Annotated in this window: 24 protein-coding genes; 10 read left to right on the top strand and 14 right to left on the bottom strand. The window is 62.9% G+C overall.

The genetic code is table 11. The annotated features are described in order from the left end of the window. Positions 1 to 12: 12 nt before the first annotated feature. From AC0L2V_RS19065 to AC0L2V_RS19050, 4 genes are all read left to right on the top strand, one after another. Positions 13 to 1599 carry an ABC transporter substrate-binding protein gene (locus tag AC0L2V_RS19065; RefSeq protein ID WP_473520903.1) on the top strand — a complete coding sequence of 529 codons (1587 nt, stop codon included), beginning with the start codon at positions 13 to 15 and terminating at the stop codon, positions 1597 to 1599. Positions 1600 to 2072: 473 nt separating this feature from the next. Continuing rightward, positions 2073 to 2414 carry a hypothetical protein gene (locus AC0L2V_RS19060; protein ID WP_473520902.1) on the top strand — a complete coding sequence of 114 codons (342 nt, stop codon included), beginning with the start codon at positions 2073 to 2075 and terminating at the stop codon, positions 2412 to 2414. A 168-nt stretch (positions 2415 to 2582) separates the two neighbouring features. After that, positions 2583 to 4514 carry an adenylate/guanylate cyclase domain-containing protein gene (locus AC0L2V_RS19055; RefSeq protein ID WP_473520901.1) on the top strand — a complete coding sequence of 644 codons (1932 nt, stop codon included), beginning with the start codon at positions 2583 to 2585 and terminating at the stop codon, positions 4512 to 4514. Between the two features lie 28 nt (positions 4515 to 4542). Continuing rightward, positions 4543 to 4779: a hypothetical protein gene (locus tag AC0L2V_RS19050; protein ID WP_128166583.1), complete on the top strand. Its 237-nt coding sequence runs from the start codon at positions 4543 to 4545 to the stop codon at positions 4777 to 4779. 224 nt (positions 4780 to 5003) lie between these two features. On the opposite strand, the gene AC0L2V_RS19045 is transcribed toward AC0L2V_RS19050, so the two are convergent. From AC0L2V_RS19045 to AC0L2V_RS19020, 6 genes are all read right to left on the bottom strand, one after another. Beyond that, on the bottom strand, positions 5004 to 6890 hold the full coding sequence (locus AC0L2V_RS19045; protein ID WP_473520900.1) for an adenylate/guanylate cyclase domain-containing protein: 1887 nt from the start codon (positions 6888 to 6890) through the stop codon (positions 5004 to 5006). A gap of 452 nt (positions 6891 to 7342) precedes the next feature. Beyond that, positions 7343 to 8110, bottom strand: coding sequence for an MOSC domain-containing protein (locus AC0L2V_RS19040; protein ID WP_473520899.1), 768 nt, complete (start codon positions 8108 to 8110; stop codon positions 7343 to 7345). After that, positions 8094 to 9755, bottom strand: coding sequence for an ABC transporter ATP-binding protein (locus AC0L2V_RS19035; protein ID WP_473520898.1), 1662 nt, complete (start codon positions 9753 to 9755; stop codon positions 8094 to 8096). The genes AC0L2V_RS19040 and AC0L2V_RS19035 overlap by 17 nt, the downstream gene beginning before the upstream one ends. 10 nt (positions 9756 to 9765) lie before the next feature. Next, positions 9766 to 10593: an ABC transporter permease gene (locus AC0L2V_RS19030; protein ID WP_473520897.1), complete on the bottom strand. Its 828-nt coding sequence runs from the start codon at positions 10591 to 10593 to the stop codon at positions 9766 to 9768. Continuing rightward, positions 10590 to 11531: an ABC transporter permease gene (locus tag AC0L2V_RS19025; RefSeq protein WP_473520896.1), complete on the bottom strand. Its 942-nt coding sequence runs from the start codon at positions 11529 to 11531 to the stop codon at positions 10590 to 10592. Before AC0L2V_RS19025 ends, AC0L2V_RS19030 begins: the two co-directional genes overlap by 4 nt. Further along, the gene (locus tag AC0L2V_RS19020) at positions 11513 to 12712 is read right to left on the bottom strand and encodes a C45 family autoproteolytic acyltransferase/hydolase (RefSeq protein ID WP_473520895.1); all 1200 of its coding nucleotides are present in this window, start codon (positions 12710 to 12712) and stop codon (positions 11513 to 11515) included. The genes AC0L2V_RS19025 and AC0L2V_RS19020 overlap by 19 nt, the downstream gene beginning before the upstream one ends. Positions 12713 to 12852: 140 nt before the next feature. Here AC0L2V_RS19020 and AC0L2V_RS19015 point away from each other — a divergent pair, with 140 nt between their 5' ends. Continuing rightward, positions 12853 to 13785 (top strand): GntR family transcriptional regulator, encoded by a 933-nt coding sequence (locus tag AC0L2V_RS19015; protein ID WP_473520894.1) that lies wholly within the window; start codon positions 12853 to 12855, stop codon positions 13783 to 13785. A gap of 183 nt (positions 13786 to 13968) precedes the next feature. On the opposite strand, the gene AC0L2V_RS19010 is transcribed toward AC0L2V_RS19015, so the two are convergent. Beyond that, complete coding sequence (locus tag AC0L2V_RS19010) at positions 13969 to 14148, bottom strand: hypothetical protein (RefSeq protein WP_077374092.1); 180 nt, start codon at positions 14146 to 14148, stop codon at positions 13969 to 13971. Between the two features lie 297 nt (positions 14149 to 14445). On the opposite strand from AC0L2V_RS19010, the gene AC0L2V_RS19005 reads away from it, so the two are divergent. Beyond that, positions 14446 to 14880, top strand: a complete 435-nt coding sequence (locus AC0L2V_RS19005; RefSeq protein ID WP_292428312.1) for a hypothetical protein — start codon at positions 14446 to 14448, stop codon at positions 14878 to 14880. Positions 14881 to 15249: 369 nt separating this feature from the next. Here the strand turns inward: AC0L2V_RS19005 and AC0L2V_RS19000 are convergent, their stop codons facing one another. After that, complete coding sequence (locus AC0L2V_RS19000) at positions 15250 to 15534, bottom strand: acylphosphatase (protein ID WP_292481421.1); 285 nt, start codon at positions 15532 to 15534, stop codon at positions 15250 to 15252. Positions 15535 to 15697: 163 nt separating this feature from the next. Here AC0L2V_RS19000 and AC0L2V_RS18995 point away from each other — a divergent pair, with 163 nt between their 5' ends. Both AC0L2V_RS18995 and AC0L2V_RS18990 read left to right on the top strand, forming a co-directional pair. Further along, positions 15698 to 16510 carry a nucleotidyltransferase family protein gene (locus AC0L2V_RS18995; protein ID WP_473520893.1) on the top strand — a complete coding sequence of 271 codons (813 nt, stop codon included), beginning with the start codon at positions 15698 to 15700 and terminating at the stop codon, positions 16508 to 16510. Next, entirely contained in the window at positions 16503 to 17255 is a 753-nt protein-coding gene (locus AC0L2V_RS18990) for a metallophosphoesterase family protein (protein ID WP_023797831.1), read from the top strand. The genes AC0L2V_RS18995 and AC0L2V_RS18990 overlap by 8 nt, the downstream gene beginning before the upstream one ends. A 16-nt stretch (positions 17256 to 17271) precedes the next feature. Here AC0L2V_RS18990 and AC0L2V_RS18985 read toward each other — a convergent pair whose 3' ends face one another. Together AC0L2V_RS18985 and AC0L2V_RS18980 are read right to left on the bottom strand one after the other, a co-directional pair. After that, a complete protein-coding gene (locus AC0L2V_RS18985; protein ID WP_473520892.1) occupies positions 17272 to 18462 on the bottom strand; it encodes an NADH-quinone oxidoreductase subunit D in 1191 nt (396 codons plus the stop codon). Positions 18463 to 18578: 116 nt separating this feature from the next. Beyond that, a complete protein-coding gene (locus AC0L2V_RS18980) occupies positions 18579 to 19016 on the bottom strand; it encodes a hypothetical protein (RefSeq protein ID WP_027151427.1) in 438 nt (145 codons plus the stop codon). Between the two features lie 205 nt (positions 19017 to 19221). Between AC0L2V_RS18980 and AC0L2V_RS18975 the strand changes: the two genes are divergently transcribed. Next, positions 19222 to 19659, top strand: a complete 438-nt coding sequence (locus tag AC0L2V_RS18975; protein WP_473520891.1) for a CBS domain-containing protein — start codon at positions 19222 to 19224, stop codon at positions 19657 to 19659. 167 nt (positions 19660 to 19826) lie between these two features. Here the strand turns inward: AC0L2V_RS18975 and AC0L2V_RS18970 are convergent, their stop codons facing one another. From AC0L2V_RS18970 to AC0L2V_RS18955, 4 genes are all read right to left on the bottom strand, one after another. Then, positions 19827 to 20201, bottom strand: coding sequence for a YybH family protein (locus tag AC0L2V_RS18970; protein WP_473520890.1), 375 nt, complete (start codon positions 20199 to 20201; stop codon positions 19827 to 19829). Positions 20202 to 20315: 114 nt separating this feature from the next. Then, entirely contained in the window at positions 20316 to 20534 is a 219-nt protein-coding gene (locus AC0L2V_RS18965; protein WP_473510416.1) for a hypothetical protein, read from the bottom strand. Positions 20535 to 20649: 115 nt separating this feature from the next. After that, the gene (locus AC0L2V_RS18960) at positions 20650 to 21771 is read right to left on the bottom strand and encodes an NAD(P)/FAD-dependent oxidoreductase (protein ID WP_473520889.1); all 1122 of its coding nucleotides are present in this window, start codon (positions 21769 to 21771) and stop codon (positions 20650 to 20652) included. 2 nt (positions 21772 to 21773) lie between these two features. After that, positions 21774 to 21899 (bottom strand): hypothetical protein, encoded by a 126-nt coding sequence (locus AC0L2V_RS18955; protein WP_023797838.1) that lies wholly within the window; start codon positions 21897 to 21899, stop codon positions 21774 to 21776. 144 nt (positions 21900 to 22043) lie between these two features. On the opposite strand from AC0L2V_RS18955, the gene AC0L2V_RS18950 reads away from it, so the two are divergent. Then, positions 22044 to 23414, top strand: coding sequence for an aspartate aminotransferase family protein (locus AC0L2V_RS18950; RefSeq protein WP_473520888.1), 1371 nt, complete (start codon positions 22044 to 22046; stop codon positions 23412 to 23414). The last annotated feature ends 66 nt before the right edge of the window (positions 23415 to 23480 follow it).

The following is a 23480-nucleotide window of genomic DNA, read 5'->3' as shown; positions in this document are numbered from 1 at the left end:
TGGAGATAAAAAATGGGAACAGGATTGATGATGGGAAGACGATTGCTCCAGCTGCTGGCGACAATCGCGGTGATGATTTGTGCACTGCCGGCGATGGCGCAGGAGCAGCCGAAAACCGGCGGCACGCTCAAGGTCCGCATCAACGCAGACATCCGCGCCACCGACGGTCTTAATCGCGACGCAAACACCGACACCGTGCTGCACCATATCTTTGAGACGCTGGTGGCTTATCGCGCCGATCTCACGGTGGGCCCGGCATTGGCCGAATCCTGGACGGTATCGGACGACGGCAAGATCTATGCCTTCACATTGCGCGACGGCGCGGTTTTCCACAATGGCGACGCCGTGACCTCATCCGACGTCAAATGGAACTGGGACCGCCGCATGGACCCGGCCAATCAGTGGTTCTGCATTCCGTTCTTCAACGGCAGCCAAGGCCTCAAGGTCGAGCAAGTGGCGACGCCTGATCCACGCACCGTGGTCTTCACGCTCAAGGCGCCGAATGCGCTCTTTCTGGCGCAACTCGCCAGTGTCCAATGCAATGGCTGGGTCGCCAGCCCGAAGAATGTCGGCGCCGACGGCAAGTGGCTCGCCGATTCCGCCATCGGCAGCGGCCCGTTCACGCTGAAGGAGTGGGTCAAGGGCCAGTATTTGGCGCTCGAGCGCTTTGCCGACTACAAGCCGGTGAAGGAGGCGCCGAGCGGCTTTGCCGGCAGCCGTGAGGCCTATGTTGACGAGGTGCGCTTCATGGTCGTCCCCGACACGGCGGCGGCGGAAACCGCGCTGTTTGCCGGCGAACTCGATGTCCTGCCCGATCTTGAATCATCGCGTGCCGAGGAAGCCAAGTCGCGCGGCATGACGGTGCTGTCGACGCAAGGCCTGTCGTGGACGGTGATCCTGCTGCAGACCAAGGACCCGTTGCTGTCGAACGTCAAAATACGCGAGGCGCTGGCGCATGCCGCCGACATCAACCAGATCGCTGCCGCCAGCACCAGCGGTGCCGCCACGGGAGGTCCCTCGGCCGTCGCCCAGGCGAGCTCGTTCTTCGACGACGACTTCCTCAAATGGCCGGAATACGACCCGGCCAAGGCCAAGGCCCTGCTGGACGAAGCCGGTTACAAGGGCGAGCCGATCAAGATCCAGACCAACACCCGCTACCAGGGCATGTACGAGAACGCCGTGCTGCTGCAGGCGATGCTGACGGCCGCAGGCTTCCACGCCCAGCTCGAAGTGCTGGATTGGGCGGCACAGCTCGACAACTACCTTGTCGGCAAATTCCAGATCCAGTCCTTTGGCTATTCGGCTCGTCTCGATCCGTCGTTGATGTATGGCGTCATCCTTGGCGACAAGGCGACCGACCCGACGGCGCAGTGGGACAGCAAGGAGGCCCTCGATCTCTACACGAAGTCGATGGCCACGACCGACGCCGGGCAACGCAAGGCACTGTTCAAGCAGCTCCATGCACTGATGGCAAAGGATGTGCCGATCCTTGGCCTCTATTACGAGCCGTCCCTCGATGCCGTGTCGCCGAAAGTAAAGGGCTATTCGGTATGGCCCGCGGCAAACCCCCATGTATGGGGTGTCTGGAAAAGCGAATAGGCCGGCGGTTCTCCTGTCGCCAAAAGATCGGAGGCGTGTTGCCCTCCGATCTTTCGCTTGAAGGTACCTGGTGGTGAAACCTGACGGTCGGTACCCGTCATGGAAGACCTCCCTGGGTAGGATTTTGCGTTCACGTTCGCAATTAGAACGAGCAACCAGCGCCAATTCCAGTCATTCGTAGCCCTCCTCCAAACCTGACGTTCGCGCTACGGCTGCCGGCGATCCTGAGCCGACTGTCGGACGGTATGGCTGCCCGGATCCGCCTGGTCAGATCATATGCATGAGGTAGGGTTTTTGCCATCTCTTCCTGCACATAGGTTATCCCTGTTCGGCCAGCGCCGCGTGAACGTTTGCGCCGTGGTTTTGAAGATGAGTTGGCCTTCGACGCAAACCTTGTGTTCGCGCGCCCTTCTCCGGAACCACAGTGCCTGCATATATGGCACGCTGCGCCTTAGGCCGACTTGCCGAGAGCTTTGCAGGATAAACCGAATCTGCTCACGCAGGGCCGCGTCGGTGTCTTCGCCGTGTTGGACGCAGTGCTCGATCAGAATCGGGTGGAAGAACGGCGTGAACGCGGTGTTGACCGCACAGGCCGCTTCTGCCGGTCCTCGACCTTGAGTTCGCCCGCCTCGGTCCCCTCGCGAATGATCGGCTCAAAGATCGTCACCATTTCGCTCGATATGCGACTTGATGATCGCCCGGTTCTCCTGCATGGCGGCGACGATCATGGCGTGCATGCGCCTTTCCGGGAGTTGACACTCTCGACACTGCGCGAGAAAGGGGCGCATCTTCCAGGCGCCCGCGTCCGCGACTGAGGCGGGCGCTCTTCCATGTTTACGAAAGGAACACCCCTATGAGGATCGGAATCATCGGCGCTGGAAACATCGGCGCCACATTGGTGCGAATGCTTCGGCGCGTCCTCTCCTTAAAGCCGTCACCGGGCTTGCAATGCGGTGGCGCATTATGACATTGGCTGCATGAGCATGTCCGCACAACCAGTGCGTCTGGTCCGCCCCGAAAAGAAGCGGCGTCGCATCCCCATTGCAGTCATCATGGCGATGAGTTTCGGCAGCCTCGTGCTCCTGTCGGTCGGCGGCGTGCTCGCATTGTCGGTCGGCGCCAACCTTCGCAACACTTTCGACCTGCTCGGCGCCCAGTCGACGCTCCTGATCGATGCGATGGAGGATTTGCTGCGCGCCGAGATGGGGCGCGCCGAGAGCGCCGTGGACGGCGTCGCGCAGCTCTACAAGCAGGGCGAGTTCCAGATCGACGACGAGGCGATGTCGGCGGCACTTGCCAGTGCGCTGGCGGCAGCGCCGGGGGTGAACGCAATGTTGATCTGCACACCCGACCTGATTTGCAGGGGGGCGGCGGTGACCGGGGACAACGACGCCAAATATCCTGCCGGAACGATCCGGAAACTCCCCGCCGAGACCGAGAAATCGCCGCAAGTGCGCGCCGTTCTTGAAGAGCGCCAGCAGGTCGACGGACGCCGGTGGGGCGCCTTCGTGGCCAACGAATATGGCTTGTTCGCCAACGTCTCGGCGCCGCTGTCACGCGATGGCGCCACGAAGGCCTGGGTGATCGCCGCGGTGGAACTGCAGAACTTGTCCAAAATCACGCAGGAACTGTCGTCGCGCTTCGGCACGCATGCCTTCATTTTGGATGGCGACGGATCCATCCTGGCGGACCAGCGGCTGGCTTCCCCGGATGCGCTGAAGAACGGCATCCTGCCGCTGACGCCGCTCGCCAATTTCGGCGATCCGGTTCTCGCCGGATATGAGGCGCGCAAACCGGAAGCGGAGTTCAGCACGCAGCGTACCCGCGATATCGAGGTTGCCGAAATCCAGGTTGACGACAAGGACGGTTCGACGTCATGGGACGGAGAGAACACTTACGTCGCTATTACCCGTGAGATCACCGGCTATGGCGACCGGCCCTGGACGCTCGGCGCATATTTCAAGACCAGTCAGATCGGTGACGAAATCGAGCGCGTCATGGGATCGGCCATGCTTGGACTTGGCGCGATGGCGGTGGCGGTCATCGTCGCGATTCTTCTCGGCAAGCGCCTGTCGCGCCCGATCCAGGCGATTGCCGGCCAGGCCACGCGCGTCGCCGATTTCGATCTCGACGGCGTGACCCCCCTGCCGCGCAGCAGTGTGCTGGAGTTGGACAACCAGGCTTCGGCCTTCAATGCCATGCTGATCGGTCTGCGTGCATTCTCGACGTATATTCCGCGCTCGCTGGTGGCCAAGCTGGTGCGCACCGGAGAGATCGGCATCGCCGAACCGCGCGAAGCGGTCGTCACCGTCATGTTCACCGACATCGCCGGCTTCACCACGCTGTCGGAACAGATGGACGCCGCCGCCGCGGCCAGGCTGCTGAACCACCACTTCGCGATCCTGTGCGGCGCGGTCGATGCACATGGCGGTACTGTCGACAAGTTCCTGGGCGACGGCATGCTGGCGTTCTTCGGCGCGCCGGATCGTTTGAAGGGCCATGCCGCCGCGGCCGTCCGCGCAGCCGCGGCCATCCGCGAGGAGCTGGACAAGGACAATCTGGAAGCGGCTGGCGAAGGCCGGCCTCCGCTTCATGTCCGCATCGGCATCCACACGGGCTCCGTCATCGTCGGCAATATCGGCGCATCCGACCGCGTCAACTATACGATCGTCGGCGACACCGTGAACGTCAGCCAGCGGCTGCAGGACCTCGGCAAGCAGCTCGAACCGGGCGCCACCGCCGCAATCGCCATTTCCGGCGAGACCGCGTCGCAGCTCGACGAAAGGTTCGAAAGGATCCCGGCGGGCAAGCACCGGCTGCGCGGCCGCGGCGAGGCGACGGAGGTCTTCCAGCTTGGCAAAGTCGCGACGTCAGCATCGCCCCCTATGGACGTTCACCGCGCCCAAGCGGGCTGAGTAACATGGCGACAAGGCGACCGACCCGATGGCGCAGTGGGACAGCAAGGAGGCCCTCGATCTCTACACGAAGTCGATGGCCACGACCGACGCCGGGCAACGCAAGGCACTGTTCAAGCAGCTCCATGCACTGATGGCAAAGGATGTGCCGATCCTTGGCCTCTATTACGAGCCGTCCCTCGATGCCGTGTCGCCGAAAGTAAAGGGCTATTCGGTATGGCCCGCGGCAAACCCCCATGTATGGGGTGTCTGGAAAAGCGAATAGGCCGGCGGTTCATCTGTCGCCGAAAGATCGGAGGCGTGTTGCTCTCCGATCGTTCGATTGAAGGTATCTTCGCAATTAGAACGAGCAACCAGCGCCAGAAGCGGCCAATCAGACACACTTCGGACATGACGGCAATGGGCCGGTTGCGGTGTTGAGCAGATACATCTGAAATTTACGCCACTGCGACACGAGCTATTTCGGTCGTCAGGGAAGCTGCTGAAGGGCTACTTCAGGCACTCTGGAAGACGTTTTGGAACAGTCATCTTAGCCAGTTGCTCGTCGGATGCACACAGCGGGAAACCGGTCAGGACCAAGGTTTCCAAGTAGCGCTCGCGCTCGGTGGGGCTGATCCCCGGCGCGTTGACCATACCTTCGACGGTCATGTCCGGGTAGTGCTTGAGCGCCTCCTTGACTGAGGCTTGCGCTTCTTCCATCCGGCCCGCGCCTGCGAGCGAACCGCTGCGCACCATCCATCTCCACTGGTTGTAGTTGTCAGGTGTCAGGCCTTCCATCATTTTCAGCGCATCGTCGTATCGCCCCACCATAAAGTAAGCGTTAGAGAAGAGGCCGGTGGCCCACATCGGGTAGTTAGGATCGAGCCGGATCACCCGATCGACCAATTCGGCACCTCGTTCTGGTTCACCGAAGGACGCGGCCCAGCCGGCATAGAAGGTCAGGATTTCAGCCGAACCGGGCGCGAGGCTCAGGGCTATTTGCAGCTCAGCTTTCGCGCGCGAAAGCTCGCCCCGCTCGCCTAAGCTCATGCCCAGCGCGGCGTGAGCTTCAGCGTCGCTCGGATCAAGTCGCACGGCGCGTTCGGCTGCATCGGCAGCCGCCTTTGCTTCTGTCTCGGGATTGACGCCGAAGTTCGCCAATAGCGAGTGAGAGTGGTAAAGTTCGACCCAGGCGCGGGCCAAGCCGGGATCCAGCTCGACGGCGCGGTTGAGCAGCACGATGGCCTGCTGAATATCGTCTTTGGTGATCCGCGCAAGCTTCTCGGTGCCAAGCAGATAAAGCTCGTATGCGCTAAGGTTCTCTGGCGGCTTGCGCTTGGCCGCAGCTCGGCCAGCTTTCTGGATCAGCCCCTCGCCGCCGCCTAGCCGGTTGGTGACTTGCTCAGATATCTCAGTCTGGACTGCGAACACATCTTCGGTGGGCCGGTCCCAGCGCTCCGACCACAGATGATTGCCGGATTGGGCATCGATCAGTTGCGCGGTGATCCGGACGCGGCCGCCCTGGTGCTGGATCGAGCCTTCGAGCACGTAGCCGACATGGAGCGCTTTAGCGACTTCGCGCACTTCCACCGGCTTGCCCTTGTAGACTTGCGTCGAATTGCGAGCCACCACCTCCAATTCCGGGAAGCGTGCAAGGTCAGTGATGATGTCCTCTGTGAGGCCGTCGGCCAGCCGTCCAGTAGCCTCGTCGCCGCCATAATTTTCAAACGGCAGCACCGCTACCGATGGCCTGGCACTCACCGGCGCCGCCGGCCAGAATTGCCAAGCCGCTGCGGCGGCAAGCAGAAGGGCCACGGCCACCGCCATCCCCTCTAGCGCCCACCGCGGAGGAGACCGTATTGAGCGATGGCGGATGCCCTGTTTTTCAAGCGTTATGCGGAAAACCTGCACGGGTTCGGTGACGTTCTTGACCTTCTTCTCGCCCAAAGGTTCGAAACCGAAGGCAAGCTTTTTCTCGACCTCCTTGGCCACCTTACCGGAGACACAGATGCCGCCGGATTCCGCCAATTGTTGGAGGCGGGCGGCAATATTGACCCCGTCGCCGTAACGGTCGTCACCGTCGATTATCACCTCGCCAAGATTTATTCCGATCCTGACCAAAATCTGCTCGGCCTCGGGAAGCGACGCATTGCGCTCGGTTAGGCCACGCTGCAGCGAGACTGCACATTCCACCGCATCGACCACGCTGGCAAACTCGGCCAGCAAGCCGTCGCCCATGAGCTTGAAAATGCGACCGTGGTGCCGCGCAATCTCTGGCTCGAAAAGCTCTGCGCGACCAGCTTTCAGCCGTGCAAAAGTCCCCGCTTCATCACGCTCCATTTGAGCGGAATAGCCGACCACATCAGCAGCCAGAATGGCAGCAAGCTTGCGGTCCATGTCTAAGACCCTGCCTTCAGCTGAATAGTAGACGGCTTCCGACTAAGCGTAAAGGCGCTCGAAATTGCGCAGGGAGGGGGCAGTTCGCTAGGCTGACGCTGGTCTCTGGTCCGAGCTCATCATGGCAATGCTCCGATGATGGTTAAGCTGATCTTCAAGGCGGTGATTTTGCCAAGGTCCACAATTGGGCACAACCGCGGCTGTCACTGTGGTCGCTGGGACGTCGGCTTCAGGAAGCGGCCAAACCGATCGCAGCGTCCGAGATCGGCGCGAGGCCGACATCTTTTATGGCATCACGACCGTCTGCTTCGGGTCACCGCTTCCCCTTCGGACTCTCCCGCGGAAGGTGAGAAAAGTGGTCGTGAGCTGTATTCGCCCCCGGCGCCAAGCGTTGGATGTTCACCTCTAGCGTCACGACGTGCCGCCGTCCGGCGTCGAAAGCTGGACAAAGGTCAGGCTTCGTTCAAGGTGACCTGGTCGCCCAGCCCGCTCTTGCCCGGTTCGATGATTTGGCAGAGCGCGCCGAAGCCGCCTTCGCCATGGCGCGCTATGGTTTGCAGCACTGCCGGCTCGAAGGCGAGATCGCCTTGCGCCAGCGCCGAGCGCGCGCACGGTTCCGAGCTCAGGATCCGCGCCTTCCCGATCGCCAGCACTTTCCCGATGATCTGCTGCTCGACGAAACCTTCCCGCGAGGCGTCGGTTTCGATCACGATGTTGGGCCGGAATCGCCTGGAATCCACTTGCGAAGGATCCTCAAGCAGGCCGGCAAGCCTGTTCATCGAGGCTGACGTGACGATGTGGATGTCGGCGCGCTGATAGCGTGGCGCGATATGATCCCGGGCTTCCGAGCCGAAGCGGACATGTGGGTGCAGCGCCGCCGGGAAATCGAGGAAGGCCGAAACCAGCTCGCCTGCGAGGCTGGAGCCGGCATCGATCCACGAGCCGTTCAAGCCGATTTCCGGCCGGTCACCCTTCAGCCTTGCAACAAGGTTGGGCAGCGGTCGCCAGTATTTTCCCTTCTCCGGCGCGGCAACAGCGCCGTCGCGCCGGTCGATGATGCCCCAGATCCGATCGCCCGGAATCCCGCCCTCCGCAAGCTCGGTCCCGTCCAGCCGTTCGCCGCGCATCGAACTGATGGGGTATCGCCAGATCTCCGTGATACGGCCAAACGCTGTCATGATGCGGCGACGAGCCATGCCGTCCTCATCGAGCCACTGCATTGCGTGCGCCCGCGCCATCGGCGAAATGGCGATCGATCAGCATCGCCGCATCGAGAAGGGCGCGTGTGTAGGCGTGGCCCGGTCGATCGAAGACGTCGTCGCGGTCGCCGATCTCGACAATCCTTCCGTCCTGCATGACGGCGACCCGATCGGCAACCTGCTCCACCGCACCCAGATCATGCGAGACGAACAGGCAGGCGAACCCGTAGCGTTCCTGCAACGACCGGATCAGAAGCAGGATCTGTTTCTGCACCGTCATGTCGAGCGCCGAGACCGGCTCGTCGGCGACGACGAAGGCCGGTCGCCTGACGATCGCCCGGGCGATCGCGACGCGCTGGCGCTGGCCACCCGAAAGCTGATGCGGGAAACGCTCGAGAAGGTCGCGCGTCAGCCCCACTTCCTCGATGACCTCATTCATGCGCGCGGTCCGCCGCTTGCGGTCCAATTCGGTGTCGAGCTTCAGCGGCTCGGTGATGATCTCGGCAATCGACTGGCGAGGGTCGAGCGACGAATAGGGGTCCTGGAAGACGATCTGCATGTCACGACGCTGCGCACGCGCGTCAGCGGATCGATCGTTTGCAATCGCGGTGCCAAGAAACGAGATCGTACCACTGGCCGGCCTGACGAGACCGACAATGGCGCGCCCGAGGGTCGTCTTGCCGGAGCCCGACGCGCCGACCAGCGCCAGGGTCTCGCCGCGCCGGATGGTCAGGTCGACGCCGTCGACGGCGCGCTTCGGCTGCGCGCGCCCAAACAGCCTGGGACGGCCCGGATAGTCGATGACGACATTGCTGATCTCGATCAGGGGCGGGCCGTCGACGGTTTTTCTCGATCCACCGGCGCTGCGCTTGGGAAGCGCATCCACCAACCGCTTCGTGTAATCGTGCTGCGGTGCGTGAAGCACCTGGGTGCTGCTTCCCTGTTCGACCGCCTTGCCTTCGCACATCACCGTCACGTTGTTCACATAGTGCGACACCATGCCGAGGTCGTGGCTGATCAGCAGGACGGCGGTTCCGTTCTCCCGCGTCAGCTCGACCATCAGGTCAAGCACGTCGCGCTGCACCAGCGTGTCGAGCGCGGTGGTCGGCTCGTCGGCGATCAGCAGGCGCGGCTTGAGCAGCATGACCGATGCGAGCATGATGCGTTGGCGCATGCCGCCGGAGAATTCGTGCGGATAGGCCGCAAGGCATTTGCCGGGATCCTTGATCTGGATCCTCTCCAGCATTGCCAGCGAGCGGTCCTTTATCTCGGCGCGCGGCATGGCGCTATGCAGGCGTAGACCCTCCGCCATCTGCTCGCCGATGGTGACGGCGGGATTGAGCGAGACCATCGGCTCCTGGAAAACCATGCCGATCCGCGCACCGCGTATCCGGCGCAGCGCCTTTGGAGCGAGGCGGGTGAGCTCTTGTCCTTCGAAGTGGATGCTGCTGTCCGGCGTCGTGACCAGCGGGGCAGGGAGCAAGCTCACGATCGAGCGGGCCGCCATCGTCTTGCCCGAACCGGATTCGCCGACCAGCGCCAGCATGTCACTGGGGGCGAGGTCGAAATTCAGCCCGTCAACGATCCGCTTTCCCGATGGCCCGACCGAGATCGACAGGTTGCGCACTGAAAGCATCGTGTTGTTGTCCGCGGTCGGCACGAGCATGTTCCAGGACCTACATTTTCGGGTCGAGCCAGTCGCGCACCGCGTCGCCCAGCATGTTGATGCCGAGCAGCGTGATCGAGATGCAGAGACCCGGCAGGATGATCAGATGCGGCGCCTGGCCGATATAGGGCCGAGCCGTCGACAGCATGTTGCCCCAGCTCGGCGCTGGAGGTGGGACGCCCAGTCCAAGAAAGCTCAGCGCGCTTTCCGACAGGATGATCCAGCCGAACATGGTGGTGGCGAGCACGATGATCGGGGCGACGCAGTTGGGCAGCACGTGCCGCGCCATGGTGATGATCTTGCTGTTGCCCATCACCCGCGAGGCCTCGACATATTCCCGCTCGCGAATGGACATCACCGAAGCCCGCACCACGCGCACCACGATCGGCATGTAGGCAAGGCCGAGCGCAACGATGATACCCTCGCGGCTGGCGCCGATCACCGCCATCAGGCCGAGCGCCAGAAGCAGGCCGGGGAAGGCGAGGAAGGCGTCGTTGACCATCATGACGACGCGATCGACCCAGCCGCGCAGGAAACCGGCGAGAACGCCGAACACGATGCCGAGGATCAAGGCGAAGGCGACTGTCGCAAAAGCGATCCAGGCGCTGGTCCGCGCGCCGCTGGCGAGGCGGCTGAGCACGTCGCGCCCGAACTCGTCGGCGCCGAGCAGGTGCTGGGGCGACGGCCCGCTGAGCCGCGACGGCAGATCGAGCTTAAGCGGATCGTAGGGCGCGATCCACGGGCCGAACACAGCCAGAAGGATCAATGCCCCGGTGACGGCGATCCCGAAGGTCGCATTGAATTTCAGGCCGGGCCGGCCGAGCGCACGGGCGATCATGCGGCGACCCTCGGATCGAGCAGCGGATAGACGAGGTCGACGAGAAGGTTGAGCACGACATAGATGAAGGCGACGAACAGCATCGTTCCCTGAATCACCGGATAGTCGCGGGCATAAATTGCGTCGACCAGCAGCCGGCCGAGGCCGGGAATGGTGAAGACGGTCTCGATGACGACGATGCTGGACAGCAGGCCGCCGAGCACCAGGCCGATCAGGGTCAAGGTGGGCGCGAAGGCGTTCTTGAAAGCATGGCGCCACATCACAGCGCTTTCGGAAAGTCCCTTTGCCCGCGCATGGGTGATGTATTCCAGCCGCGCCACCTCGATCGTGCTGGCCCTGGCCATGCGCGCGATCGGGCCGGACTCGACGAGCACCAGGGTGACCACGGGCAGGATCACATAGAGAGCGGCTTGCGCGAAGTCGCGGCTGAAGGGCACGTAGCCGACGATCGGCAGCCAGCCGAGATAGAGGCCGAAGATCAGCATCAGCATCAACCCCAGCCAGAAACTGGGGATCGAGAGCAGGATGGTCGAGGTGGCGACGACGGTGATGTCGCCAAGACTGTCCTGTCTCCAGGCGGCCAGCATGCCGGCCGGCACGGCGATGGCGGAGGCGACAAGCACGGCCAGGAGGACGATGATCGAGGAGACGGCAAAACGGTCGAGGATCAGCGGCAGCACCTCTTGCCCGCTGCCGATCGAGCGCCCGAAATCGCCAGTAAGGACGTTGCCGGCCCAGATCAGATATTGCACCACCACGGGCTGGTCGAGCCCCATCCGATGCCGCATGGCTTCGACCTGTCCGGGCTGTGCGAGGTCTCCCAGCATCAGCGTCGCAGGGTCACCCGGGATGAAGCGCATCATCACGAAGACCGCAACCGACACCAGGATCAGGGTCGGTATGGCGCTGGCGATGCGGGTCAGGACAAAGCGGACCATCGTTTCTCCTGTGCTGATATCGAAGGTCTCCCCCGTGCCGGCATCGCCTTCTCGGCGCGCTCGCGGACCTCGTCGTCGAGGGTGAGTTCGTAGCGGGTGAATTCGCGGTTCTCGGCCGGCAATGGTGCGATCTCCATGACGCCGGCGGCTGGTTCGAAGACGATCATCGCCACCGTCGCCGAGAGATTGCCGCCTTTCTTCCTGATCCGCGGACGACAGACGCTGAACGGCGAAGCGAAATCGTCGAACAGGGCTTCCTTCAAATCGTCGCCCGTGACGTCCCCATGCCGCGCCGACAGGCGACGGCGCACGCGGTGGTCCCGGTAGAGACTGTCCGGCACGTCGCGAAGCCCGGTTTCGCGCAGCTTCGACAACGCCACCGGGCTCTGCCAGTGATTGGCATGGACGATCATGTCGTCGTCCGGATAGATGGCGAAGGCCTCGTCCGGCGCGCATTCGAAATCGACCGTGAAGCCCTCGGCGGTGCTGAGCATCATGTTGTTGGAGCCGGATTTCGGTGTCGTCGCCACCACCTTGATGGCGTCGGCGAAATGCTGCGCTTCAAGCGCCCGGCGCCGGATGAAGGGCAGCGGAATTCCGATGTCGCGGTAGTCGCGGTCCGATTCGAGATAGTTCGCGGTGATGCCGATGCCGGCCGCGTTGAAGCCGCTGCGCGCCAGTCCGCCGGCTTCGGTGAAGGTCAGGAGGTCCGGCCCGTCCGTTCGCCGGATGCGCAGCACCACCGAGGTCTCGGCGCATTCGGCCTTCCAGTCCCAGTTCTGGCCATGGATGAGCCTGCCGTCGCGGGTTGCCTCCGGCAAAATCACAGCGCCCGTGCAGCCGTCGGGCTCGTCGTCTGAAATGCCTTTCTCGCGCCGGGCGAGCTGCAGGATTTCGGTGCGCGCGTTGACCAGGACGATCGAGGACAGGTCGAGATTGGCGCCTGACGCGATCCCTTGCATTTCCTCGACGAGATCGGGCGCCCATTGCCGCAAGCGAGCCAGGAAGATTTGGGAAAACCGCGCGACATCGTCCCGCCCGAAGCCGAACCGGTCGAGCTGGCCGGCGTAGAGCGCCACCGAAGCGCCGATGCGCCCGCGCGCCTGTTCGCCATAGGCCATGCCGCGGGCTCTCGGCGCTCCATCGATCTCGACAAGCGGAAAAGGTGCGATTGTTGTCATCAAGGGAAGCCTCAACTTGTTGAGTTCGGATACTAATGCATTTTGATTGAATGAAAAGCAGGAAAATTCGATAGATTGCCAGTTCGAACTGCGTGGCGCATATCTATAATGCGAAAATGCGAACGCCTGAGGAAGTGCTTATGAACGAAACGACCATCGACCGGCCGGTACGCGGCGAGGCGGCCAGTCCGCTGCAGATCGATCTGGCGCGGCGGATCCTGGAGCGGATCAGGGATTCGGGCTGGACGGTTGGAACCCGCGTCTCGGTGCCCGACCTTGCCCGCACCTTCGGCGTCTCGCGTTCTCCCATCAGCGCGGCGTTGGAGCTGCTGGTCGCCCAGGGCATCTTGAGTCCCTTCGAGACGAGGGGGCTGCAATTGGCGCGCGAGGTCGCCGATCTCGACCCTGAAGATATCCTGCCCAGTTCACCGCTCGAGGAGCTTTACCGCAGGATGATGCGCGAGCGCGCGCTCGGCCAGCTGCCGCAGGAGGTGTCCGAGGCGGAACTGATGCCGCGCTATCAGGTGTCGCGCGGCGTCGTGCGCAAGCTTTTGCTCCGCTTTGCCGCCGAAGGGCTGGTGCAGCGCCTGCCGGGGCATGGCTGGCGTTTCGCCGACACACTGGTCGGCGAGGACGCCTACCGGGAAAGCTATGAATTCCGGACGGCCGTCGAATGCGCGGCGCTGCGGTCGCCCATGTTCAATGCGGATCCTCAGCAGCTGGCGCCGGTCCGCCGCGCTCACCAGCGCATCCTGGCGATCGTGTCGACGGGCAAGACGCTGATCGGCGGCGACGAATGGTTCCGGATCAACGCATCCTTTCACGAAGGGCTTGCGGCCTGTTCCGGCAACCGGTTCCTGGCGGATGCGGTGCGCCAGCAGAACAATCTGCGCCGGTTGCAGGAGTCGGCGGGTTTCGAGGAACTGCCGGCGGAACGCATCGAGCAGTCCTGCCGGGAACATCTGGCCATCCTCGATGCCGTCGAGGCGGGCGAGATCGAATGGGCCGAGGCGCTGCTGCGCCAGCATCTAAGGCAGGCATCCGAGTTCGCTTCGCCGCAGCGCTCGATCTGATGCCTGCGATGTCCGCGACGGTGAGCATTTCCGTCGTCATTTTCCGCGCCGCCTGATCACCGCTGACAGCACCGAGACGACGGCGACCGCAGCCCGCATGCTGGCCGCTCAGTGAGCCAATGCGCTGACGCCATCCGGCATCCATGCGGGACTGGCCGATCTGGAACGAGCGTCTCCGCTCCGTCAAATGCCGGGATTTTTGGGGCCGATTTTCAGCGGCGCATCATTTTCATCCGGATTGGGGACAGGAGCTTCGTCGGGAAGTCTGTCCGGGTCCGGCTCACGCACCGGCTTCGGTTCAGGAAACGGCGGCGGTGTGGGCGCGGGAGTGGGCGTTGGTTCGGGAGTGGGAAGAATGGCCATTGTGTGATTTCCTTCCGCTCGCACTCTGCCTTGGCGGGTCGCCGACGTCGGCTGGGATTCTTGAAGCCACCCGTTTCGATCGGTTTTCGCTCGAGCTGACGCACGCAGAACGACCACGCATGCCTATGGTTCCGACGCGAGCCTGCGATGATCCCGCAGGCATCGGCATTCGTGGCCGGACGGGGTCGTCAGAAAAGTGATCGAAAGGTTCGCGCATGAAGGCCTTGCCGGCGTCGTGGAGCGCCATAATTTCCATTTCAGGGTGGGACGAACTCACCTGCTGAATAGGAGGCGGCCGTGAAGCACCAAACACTTGACCAACTGCATACCGTTGCCGACGTTCACGCTGAAGCAACAGACCTCGTAGCGACCCGAAGCCAGCGTCTCGAACGTTGGGCGAAACTGCTGGAGAAAAATCCCGATCGACGTCTCGAAGCGTTGACGGGCACCGAATACAAGTCCCCTGAGATACGCGAGAAAATGCGTTACAATGACTCGCCTCTCACGGTTGCCTTCGAGGACCCGATCTTTCGCGCGCAAGGCTTGAAAGATGACACCTACGGCGAAGCCAGGCGCTTCTTCGAGCTGACCGACTGGCAGCTGCACGAAATCGTCTGCCATTGCCATGTCGGCGCCACGATACGAGCGCGATGGGCTGCCTCTCGCGTTCGCGCGGCAATGTCCGAGAGGTTTGGTTTCTTCGCCTGGCTGCGAGGAATATTCATGCACTGACGCTACGGGCATTCACGCTGCCGGCACTTATGCCAGGCGCCGGCATGTTCGGGTGATGGGGGCGGCGAAGTAATTTCCACGCCTCGCATCAGTGGTCGTTGATGAGCGGATAGGCCGTTTCGGCGGCGATCCGCCATCGGCGAAGCTCGAACAATAGGCTCGATACCACAGGATGCGCGGATCTCAGTCGGCGGGCGCCGTGTCGCGGCGATGATCGAGACTACCGTCATTCTCGATGACAGCCGCTGCCTCCGCAAGCCTTGTCCTTGACCTGGTTGCGGAACCGCTGGCTGTCGATTGTTCCCCGCGCAAGGCAAGGTGGCTTGGCCTTCGGTCGAGCATCGGTTTTCCTCAAGCCGGTACACACTTCTAGCCGATGATCCTGAATCCGTTCGGCTCCAGGCCGGCATCGACGTCTTGGGATGTCACGCTGGCGACCGACGCTCCGGTCGGCCCTTTCCAGAACCGGTCCATCATGGTCGAAACCGCGCCTTCGGCTCCGACGATCAGTGCCGTTACGGATCCATCCTCCTCATTGCGAACCCACCCGGACAGACCGAGCCTCTCGGCCTCGGTCCGTGTCCACACGCGAAACGAGACGCCTTGCACCCTTCCCCTCAGTCTGACGCGTACCGCCTTGCGCCCGTCCTCCATCGTCAACTCCGTGCAGTTGGTTTGTTCACCTTCAACTCACCAGCGGCGAAAAAGGCTCCGCCATCACATTTGACGCATTATATCGGCAACGGAACCATGCGGCGGCGGCTTTGTTTAAAAGACGGACAGCTGCAGGTTGCTGGGGTCCCGGAGCCACGATTTCATGACCAACGATTCTCCAAAGGGAGGCCCCATCCCGGCATCCGTTCCGACGATCGACGCAAAAGCGGAGCCGACGCTTCGCTACGCCGAGGCCGAGGTCTTTTACACCGAGGCGATCCGCGAACTCAGCGCGACGGACATTCCCTTTCTTGTCGCCGGCACCTACGCGGTGAGCGCCTACACCGGCGTCACGCGCCAGACCAAGGATCTCGACATTTTCTGCAAGGCCGGCGATTACGCCCGCATCCTCGCCCATTTCAAGCAGGCCGGTTATGCGGTCGAGATATTGGATGACCGGTGGCTCGGCAAGGTCTTCAAGGGCACGCATTTCTTTGACGTCATATTCGCGTCGGCGAACGGAACCATGCCTGTCAGCGACGAGTGGCTGGAGCACGCAAGGCAAATCGATTTGCTAGGCAGCCGGGTGCGGATCGTCGGTCCGACGGAGCTTATCTGGTCCAAGTGCTTCATCCAGGACAGAGGCCGCCATGACGGCGCCGACATCGCTCATACCATCCTCAAGGCGCAGGATCAGATCGATTGGCACCGGCTGCTTTCCTACCTCGAAGTCCACTGGGAGGTGTTGTTGATGCAGCTTCTGAATTTTCGATGGATCTATCCAAGCGAGCGCGATCACATTCCCGCCTGGCTGCTCGACGAATTGCTTGACCGGCTCGCCAAGCAGCGGGAGTTGCCTACGCCCCGAATGAAAATCTGCCGCGGGCGCCTGCTTTCGCCGACCGACTACGAGATCGACGTCAAGGAGTGGGGTTTTGCCGGCGTCGGCGGAACAGGAGAATTTCGTGATGGCTGAGAGGAACGAGGCTGCTACGGCAAGGGTTGGGAACGGCGGCACCGTGAGGATTGCGGCTATCGGCGACCTGCATGTGCGGGAAGACGCCCAGGCCTCCTGCCGTGATCTCTTCGGCGAAGTTTCGCGCGAAGCGGACGTCCTCGTGCTCACTGGCGACCTCACCAATCTCGGCAAGCCGCGTGAGGCCGAAATCCTTGCGGAGGATTTGCGCGCCTGCGCAATCCCGGTCGTCGCCGTGCTCGGCAACCATGACTATGAATCCGGCGCGGTCGAGGACGTCGCCCACATCCTTCGGCAGGCGGGCGTCCATCTTCTTGACGGCCAGACCACGGAAATCAAGGATGTCGGCTTTGTCGGCGTGAAGGGGTTCATTGGCGGTTTTGGATCACGCATGCTCGGCTCCTTCGGCGAGCCGGCGATCAAGGCGATGGTCGCCGAAAGCGTCAGCGAATCGATGCGGCTCGAAAACGCAATGCGGCAGGTTCGCACCAATCGTACGCTTGTCGTCCTGCACTACGCTCCGGTGGTCGAGACGGTCGCTGGCGAGCCATTGGAGATTTTTCCGTTCCTGGGCTCGTCGCGGCTGGCGGAGACGATCGATCGGTTCAAGGTCAGCGCCGTGGTGCATGGCCACGCGCATCGCGGCATCTATGAAGGTCGCACGCCCGGCGGTGCCCCGGTCTACAACGTCGCCATGCACGTGGCGAAGCCGACCGGCCGTCCCTACGCCCTGCTCGAAATCTGAAACACCCCGCGCCTCGTCAGCGATCGATCTCGCCGAACACGATATCGAGCGATCCGATGATCGCGGCGACATCGGCGAGCATGTGCCCGCGCGACAGAAAATCCATCGCCTGCAGATGGGCAAAGGACGGCGCGCGGATCTTGCACCGATAGGGAGTATTGCCGCCGTTCGAAACCAGATAGACGCCGAACTCGCCCTTCGGCGCCTCCACCGCGGCGTAGACTTCTCCGGCGGGCACGCGAATACCCTCCGTGTAGAGTTTGAAATGGTGGATGGTCGCTTCCATCGAGCGTTTCATCGTCGCCCGCGGCGGCGGCGTGATCTTGTGGTTCGGAATTGCCACCGGCCCCTGGCCTTCCGGCGATCGCAATTTCTCCAGGCATTGCTTCATGATCCGCACCGACTGGCGCATTTCCTCCATGCGGACGAGGTAGCGGTCATAGCAGTCGCCGTTCTTGCCGATGGGAATGTCGAAATCCATCTCCGGGTAGCATTCATAGGGCTGTGCCTTGCGCAAATCCCACGGAGCGCCCGACCCGCGCACCATGGGGCCGGAGAAGCCCCAGGCCCAGGCGTCGTCGAGGCCGATCACGCCGACATCGACGTTGCGCTGCTTGAAGATACGGTTTTCGGTGAGCAGCTCGTCGAGATTGCCGCAGACCTTGAGGAACGGATCGCAGAAAGCCCAGATGTCGTCCAGCAGCTTCTCAGGCAGGTCCTGGTGCACGCCGCCGACCCTGAAATAATTCGCATGCATGCGGGCGCCGGAGGCGCGCTCGTAAAACACCATCAGCTTCTCGCGCTCGGCAAAACCCCAGAGCGGCGGCGTCAGCGCGCCGATATCCATGGCCTGTGTCGTGACGTTGAGGAGATGCGACAAGAGCCGGCCGATTTCGCAAAACAGAACACGGATGAGCTGTCCGCGCTTCGGGACCGAGATTTCCAACAACTTCTCGGCGGCGAGGCAGAACGCATGCTCCTGGTTCATCGGCGCGACATAGTCGAGCCGGTCGAAATAGGGCAGGGCCTGCAGATAGTTCTTGTACTCGATCAGTTTTTCGGTGCCGCGGTGGAGCAGGCCGATATGGGGATCGGCGCGATCGACGACCTCGCCGTCCAGTTCCAGCACCAGCCGCAGCACGCCGTGAGCAGAGGGATGCTGCGGTCCGAAGTTGAGGGTGAAGTTGCGAACTGCGGCTTCGACCATGACGCTGCTCCGCTGTACCGGGTTTCAGGGCCGAAGCCGAGTGCTCCGGCCCGCCACGCCCGGACCACCGATCAGGTGCCCGCCAATCACGTGCCCGCCAATCACGTGCCCGCCAATCACGTGGTTGTCTGGATGATCAGAGTCAGCATGCCGTCGCCGTCGATGTTGGCGGCAACAACCTGCGACGAATCCAGCCCGTTCGCGGCCAGCACCGATGCCGCCTGTGGCGAGGCATCGATCGAGCTCTGCAGAGTAAGCAGATCTTCAACGCTGGTCTGGGTGATCACGGCCTCGGCTTGCGTCTTGAGTTCCGGCGGCAAATCCTCGAGGGCGACAATGGCAATGCCAGTAAAATTCTGGTCGGTGAAACCTTGATCAGGCAGGGCTTGGTCAGGCAGGGCCTGGTCAGGCGTTTGGTTGGGCAAGCTTGGATCGGGCAGGGCTTCCGGAGCCGGAGGTGCGATCTGGGGAAGCTGCGGGTCGGTGGATTGCGCGTGAATCGGCTGCGCCAGGGCCAATCCCGAAAGGGCGGCAATTGTCGTCAACATGCGCATGATCGTTCCTTCCGTTTTTCGTTTGGCTCGAGGAGGATCACTTGGTGACCACTCAACCATCGTGCCGGATAATAGTTCCCGCCCGTCACGGATATGGCCCGCTGCGCGTGGTCGAACGATGGAACGATTCCGATAGGCGTTCATTCTCCCCTGATCACACCTTCATCACAGGATCGGCGGGGCGCTGCAGCTTGAGGAGAAAGCCATGAGAATCAGCGAGTGCATGACACGGAAAGTTCAGGTCGCCAGTCCGGACCAGTCCTTGCGGGATGCCGCACGAGTCATGGCCGATCTTGACGCCGGTGTTCTGCCCGTGGGTGAGAATGAGCGGCTGGTCGGCATGATCACGGACCGCGACATTGCCGTCCGTGGCATCGCGGAGGGCAGAGGTCCCGACACCAGGATCAGGGATGTGATGAGCGCGGAGGTACAGTGCTGCTATGACGACCAGGAAGTCGGCGATGTTCTTCAGAATATGCGCGAACTCAAAGTGCGGCGAATGCCGGTGATCAGCCGCGACCGGCGGCTGGTTGGCATTGTCTCGCTCGGCGACCTCGCCACGAATGGCGAACCCGCATGGGCCGGCGAAGCGCTGGGCGGCATCTCGCAGCCGGGCGGCGACCATTCGCAGACGGCGCATTGATGCATCATAAACAGATTTGAAGTTCCTGCTCGATCGACGGCATCGGCGTTCAGGAACTTCGAACCCACAACCGTACTGGGATCACCCCTTTGCGCTACAGGGCCGCACGCCCGGAGGCGCGAGCACTTGGTTTGGGCATGATTCCCAGCGAAAATCGATTTCCGGGGTCACCCGGGCCGACGCTGCGCAACGGAGAATCGATCGATGACCCACAGCCATGTCCCGTCGCCCTGGCGGCGGGCGACCTCGGTGGTTACGGTGCCATCGGGAAGACGGGTTGACGTCAGTGCCAGATCTCCGCTGACAACGGCCGGGGCCTGATTTCCGGCGGCAAATTTTTGGCCCGTTGCGGTGATGTCGGCGAAGAGTGCCCGGATCGCTTCGCGGCCACGCGTCAGTGGCCCGTCACCGCTGTCGACGACGGCATGCGGCTCAAAAAGCGCGGCCATGCCGTCGATGTCTCCCACCCACTGCCGGGAGATCAGCAGGCGCTCCAGATCCTGGGGATCACGCGCCGGCTCGCGGCTTGCTTCATCGGTCATGGCGAAACTCCTCCGACGCTCGGTAGCAAAGCGTTCGATCCTGCGCCAAGTTTCGTTGGAAGACGAGCCGTGGAAGCTCCGCCATGCTGATCGCAAGGTGGAGCAGCCTGGCGATCATCCTCCCCAGCCGAGATCGCGATCCGCAACGCGCCATTCGGCGGCGCCGGCGCGGCGCCGGTGGCTGTCGTTGAGGAAGTCGGCGATTCTTGCCGCCGATTTCGCCGAGGCGAAGGTGAGCAGCCGATCGTGATGGACGACAGGCTCGCCGGTCTCATTGTCCCAGATCTCGAACCGGCAGCTTGGGTTCGGTATGGCTTCGAAACGGATCTTCATATCGATGGCCCCGGTGATCGTCGGACCGAGGTTCTGCGACCCCGGCTTACGGATGGCTTACGGGCGTTTGGATTATGCTTTTGGCAGCGGGCGCGCTCGCGCGGGTCGCCCTCGACTAGCTGGCCTTCGGCGCGAGGCGCTGCGCGACATGGTCGGCGATCGCCAGGCTTGAGGTCAGGCCAGGGCTCTCGATGCCGAACAGATTGACCAGGCCTTCCACGCCATGCACCGCCGCGTCCTGAATGACGAAGTCGGCATTGGCTTCGCCGGGACCGGAGAGCTTCGGCCGTATGCCGCTATAGGCCGGCCGCAGGCTGCCATCGGCCAGGTCCGGCCAGTATTTGCGGATCTCGTCGTAGAAGCGCTCGCCACGTATTGGATCGACGCGATAGTCGAGTTGATCGGTCCATTCGACGTCAGGCCCGAAGCGGGCGACGCCGTCGAGGTCGAGCGTCAGATGGACGCCGAGCCCGCCGGGCTCGGGCACGGGATAGACCAGCCGCGAGAACGGCGCCCGGCCGGCGACCGAAAAATAATTGCCCTTGGCGTAGCGAAGTTCTGGCAGGAATTGCTGGTCGAACCCGTCAAGCGAGCCGGCAAGTGCCGTGGCGCCAAGCCCGGCGGCGTTGACGAAGCGCGCGGTGGCGATTTCAAAGCGCTCGCCGCTGGTGCTGTCGATCGTGTCGAGCACGATGCGTCCATTTTCAATGCGGCCCGAGGCGATGCGGGTGTTGAGGCTGAGCGCCGCCCCGTGCTCCTCGGCGTCGCCCAGCAGCGCAAGCATCAGCGCGTGGCTGTCGATGATGCCGGTGGCGGGAGACAAAAGCGCGGCCGTGCAGCGCAGCTTGGGCTCCAGCCTGCGCGCCTCTGCTGCGGTCAAGAGCGTCAAATCGCCCGCGCCGCAAGCAGCGGCGTTGGTCAGGATCGAAATGAGCATCGGCTCCTGTTCGGCATCCGTGGCGACGATGAGCTTGCCGCAGCGCGCATGCGGCACCGCCCGCTCCTGGCAATAACGGTAGAGCCTTTCGCGGCCTGCCACGCAGAGCCGGGCCTTCAGCGATCCGGCCGGATAGTAGATGCCGGCATGGATGACCTCGGAATTACGCGAACTCGTCCCGGTGCCGATGGCGTTCTCGGCCTCGAGGATCAGGGTGTCCATGCCGCGCTGCGCCATCTCTCGCGCGATCGCGAGGCCAATGACGCCGGCGCCGGCGACGATGCAGTCGACATGGTCCACGATCAGGCCACCTCAGCCTTGTTGTTGTGCCTGCTGGTGAGCCGTTCGGGGATCAAGTCTTGGCCATGCGCACAGCCGGCTTGGCGCAGGTTCCCGCGTTCAGCAGCCTCGAAGCTGAAATTCTGCATGTCTTTCGCCCATCCGCCGGCCCTTCCGAAAGGGCTTGACACCCTTACAAGAAACGGATGCAGCAAACAGCATTAATCCAGAGGCCGATGCGCGCGCCGAACGGCGGCAGGACGCACGTCCCGGCATGCAGCACAGGAGCCATCATGGACGCTCGACCGAATTCCCCCGAAGCCCGCGACATCAGCTACCACATGCACGGCTACACCAATGCCCGCAAGCATGAAGAGGCAGGGCCGCTGGTCATCGAGAAGGGCGACGGCATCTATGTCGAGGATCTCGCCGGCAACCGCTATATCGAGGCGATGGCCGGGCTTTGGAGTGTCGCGGTCGGCTTCTCCGAGAAGCGGCTGGTCGACGCTGCGGTGCGCCAGATGTCCAGGTTGCCTTACTATCACGACTTCGGTTCCAAATCGCATTCGCCGCTGATCGATCTCGCCGAGAAGCTGGTGCAGATGGCGCCGGTGCCGATGAGCAAGGCGTACTTCACCAATTCCGGCTCCGAGGCCAACGATACGGCCATGAAGATGATCTGGTACCGGTCGAATGCGCTCGGCCAGCCTGCGCGCAAGAAGATCATCAGCCGCATTCGCGGCTATCACGGCGTCACCATTGCCTCGGCGAGCCTGACCGGGCTGCCCAACAACCACACTTCCTTCGACCTGCCGATCGCCAATGTGCTGCACACCTCGACGCCGCATCACTGGCGCGAGGCGCTGCCAAATGAGAGCGAAGGAGAGTTTTCGAGCCGGCTTGCCGACGATCTGGAAAAGCTGATCCTGGCCGAAGGACCGGAAACCATCGCTGCCTTCTTCGGCGAGCCGATCATGGGCGCTGGCGGCGTCATCGTGCCGCCGGCCGGCTACTGGGAGAAGATCCAGGCGGTGCTGTCGAAATACGACATCCTGCTCGTCGCCGACGAGGTGATCTGCGGCTTTGGCCGAACCGGCGAAATGTTCGGCTCGCAGACCTTCGGCATCAGGCCCGACATCATGGTGCTGTCGAAGCAGATCTCTTCGTCCTACCTGCCGATCTCGGCCTTGCTGATCAACGAGAAGGTTTTCGAGCCGATTGCCGACGAAAGCAATCGCATCGGCACCTTCGGCCACGGCTTCACCGGTGGCGGCCATCCCGTTGCGGCGGCGGTCGCGCTGGAGAACCTGAAGCTGATCGAGGAGCGCGATCTCGTCGGCAATGCGCGCACGGTCGGCGCGCATATGCAGAAGCGGTTGCGCAAGCTCGCTTCGCACCCGCTTGTCGGCGAGGTGCGCGGCGTCGGCCTGATCGCGGCGGTCGAACTGGTCGGCGACAAGGCGAACAAGACGCCGTGGGAGACGTCCGGCGCGCTGGGCGGGCTCGTCAACGGTTTCATGCAGCAGAACGGCGTCATCTCGCGCAACATGGGCGATGCACTGGCCTTCTGCCCGCCGCTGATCATCACCGAGCCCCAGGTCGATCAGGTGATCGACGCGTTTGAAAGATCGCTTGAAGCCGCGGTCAAGCAGGTCGGATCATAGATCTGAATAGGTCGTCCGAAGGCAGAGGCTGAATGGGCGTTGGTGATTGGCGAAGGTCGTAGCGAC

The organism is Mesorhizobium sp. WSM4814 (assembly GCF_055811595.1).
The sequence above is the reverse complement of the archived record's forward strand: the minus strand, read 5'-3'. Positions and strand labels throughout refer to the sequence as shown.

Coding starts and splice junctions, on each gene's coding strand:
- AC0L2V_RS19065 (WP_473520903.1), top strand. CDS start 13: ATGGGAACAGGATTGATGATGGGAAGACGATTGCTCCAGCTGCTGGCG.
- AC0L2V_RS19055 (WP_473520901.1), top strand. CDS start 2,583: ATGTCCGCACAACCAGTGCGTCTGGTCCGCCCCGAAAAGAAGCGGCGT.
- AC0L2V_RS19050 (WP_128166583.1), top strand. CDS start 4,543: ATGGCGCAGTGGGACAGCAAGGAGGCCCTCGATCTCTACACGAAGTCG.
- AC0L2V_RS19045 (WP_473520900.1), bottom strand. CDS start 6,890: ATGGACCGCAAGCTTGCTGCCATTCTGGCTGCTGATGTGGTCGGCTAT.
- AC0L2V_RS19040 (WP_473520899.1), bottom strand. CDS start 8,110: ATGCAGTGGCTCGATGAGGACGGCATGGCTCGTCGCCGCATCATGACA.
- AC0L2V_RS19035 (WP_473520898.1), bottom strand. CDS start 9,755: ATGCTCGTGCCGACCGCGGACAACAACACGATGCTTTCAGTGCGCAAC.
- AC0L2V_RS19030 (WP_473520897.1), bottom strand. CDS start 10,593: ATGATCGCCCGTGCGCTCGGCCGGCCCGGCCTGAAATTCAATGCGACC.
- AC0L2V_RS19025 (WP_473520896.1), bottom strand. CDS start 11,531: ATGGTCCGCTTTGTCCTGACCCGCATCGCCAGCGCCATACCGACCCTG.
- AC0L2V_RS19020 (WP_473520895.1), bottom strand. CDS start 12,712: ATGACAACAATCGCACCTTTTCCGCTTGTCGAGATCGATGGAGCGCCG.
- AC0L2V_RS19015 (WP_473520894.1), top strand. CDS start 12,853: ATGAACGAAACGACCATCGACCGGCCGGTACGCGGCGAGGCGGCCAGT.
- AC0L2V_RS19010 (WP_077374092.1), bottom strand. CDS start 14,148: ATGGCCATTCTTCCCACTCCCGAACCAACGCCCACTCCCGCGCCCACA.
- AC0L2V_RS19000 (WP_292481421.1), bottom strand. CDS start 15,534: ATGGAGGACGGGCGCAAGGCGGTACGCGTCAGACTGAGGGGAAGGGTG.
- AC0L2V_RS18995 (WP_473520893.1), top strand. CDS start 15,698: ATGACCAACGATTCTCCAAAGGGAGGCCCCATCCCGGCATCCGTTCCG.
- AC0L2V_RS18990 (WP_023797831.1), top strand. CDS start 16,503: ATGGCTGAGAGGAACGAGGCTGCTACGGCAAGGGTTGGGAACGGCGGC.
- AC0L2V_RS18985 (WP_473520892.1), bottom strand. CDS start 18,462: ATGGTCGAAGCCGCAGTTCGCAACTTCACCCTCAACTTCGGACCGCAG.
- AC0L2V_RS18980 (WP_027151427.1), bottom strand. CDS start 19,016: ATGCGCATGTTGACGACAATTGCCGCCCTTTCGGGATTGGCCCTGGCG.
- AC0L2V_RS18975 (WP_473520891.1), top strand. CDS start 19,222: ATGAGAATCAGCGAGTGCATGACACGGAAAGTTCAGGTCGCCAGTCCG.
- AC0L2V_RS18970 (WP_473520890.1), bottom strand. CDS start 20,201: ATGACCGATGAAGCAAGCCGCGAGCCGGCGCGTGATCCCCAGGATCTG.
- AC0L2V_RS18965 (WP_473510416.1), bottom strand. CDS start 20,534: ATGAAGATCCGTTTCGAAGCCATACCGAACCCAAGCTGCCGGTTCGAG.
- AC0L2V_RS18955 (WP_023797838.1), bottom strand. CDS start 21,899: ATGCAGAATTTCAGCTTCGAGGCTGCTGAACGCGGGAACCTGCGCCAA.
- AC0L2V_RS18950 (WP_473520888.1), top strand. CDS start 22,044: ATGGACGCTCGACCGAATTCCCCCGAAGCCCGCGACATCAGCTACCAC.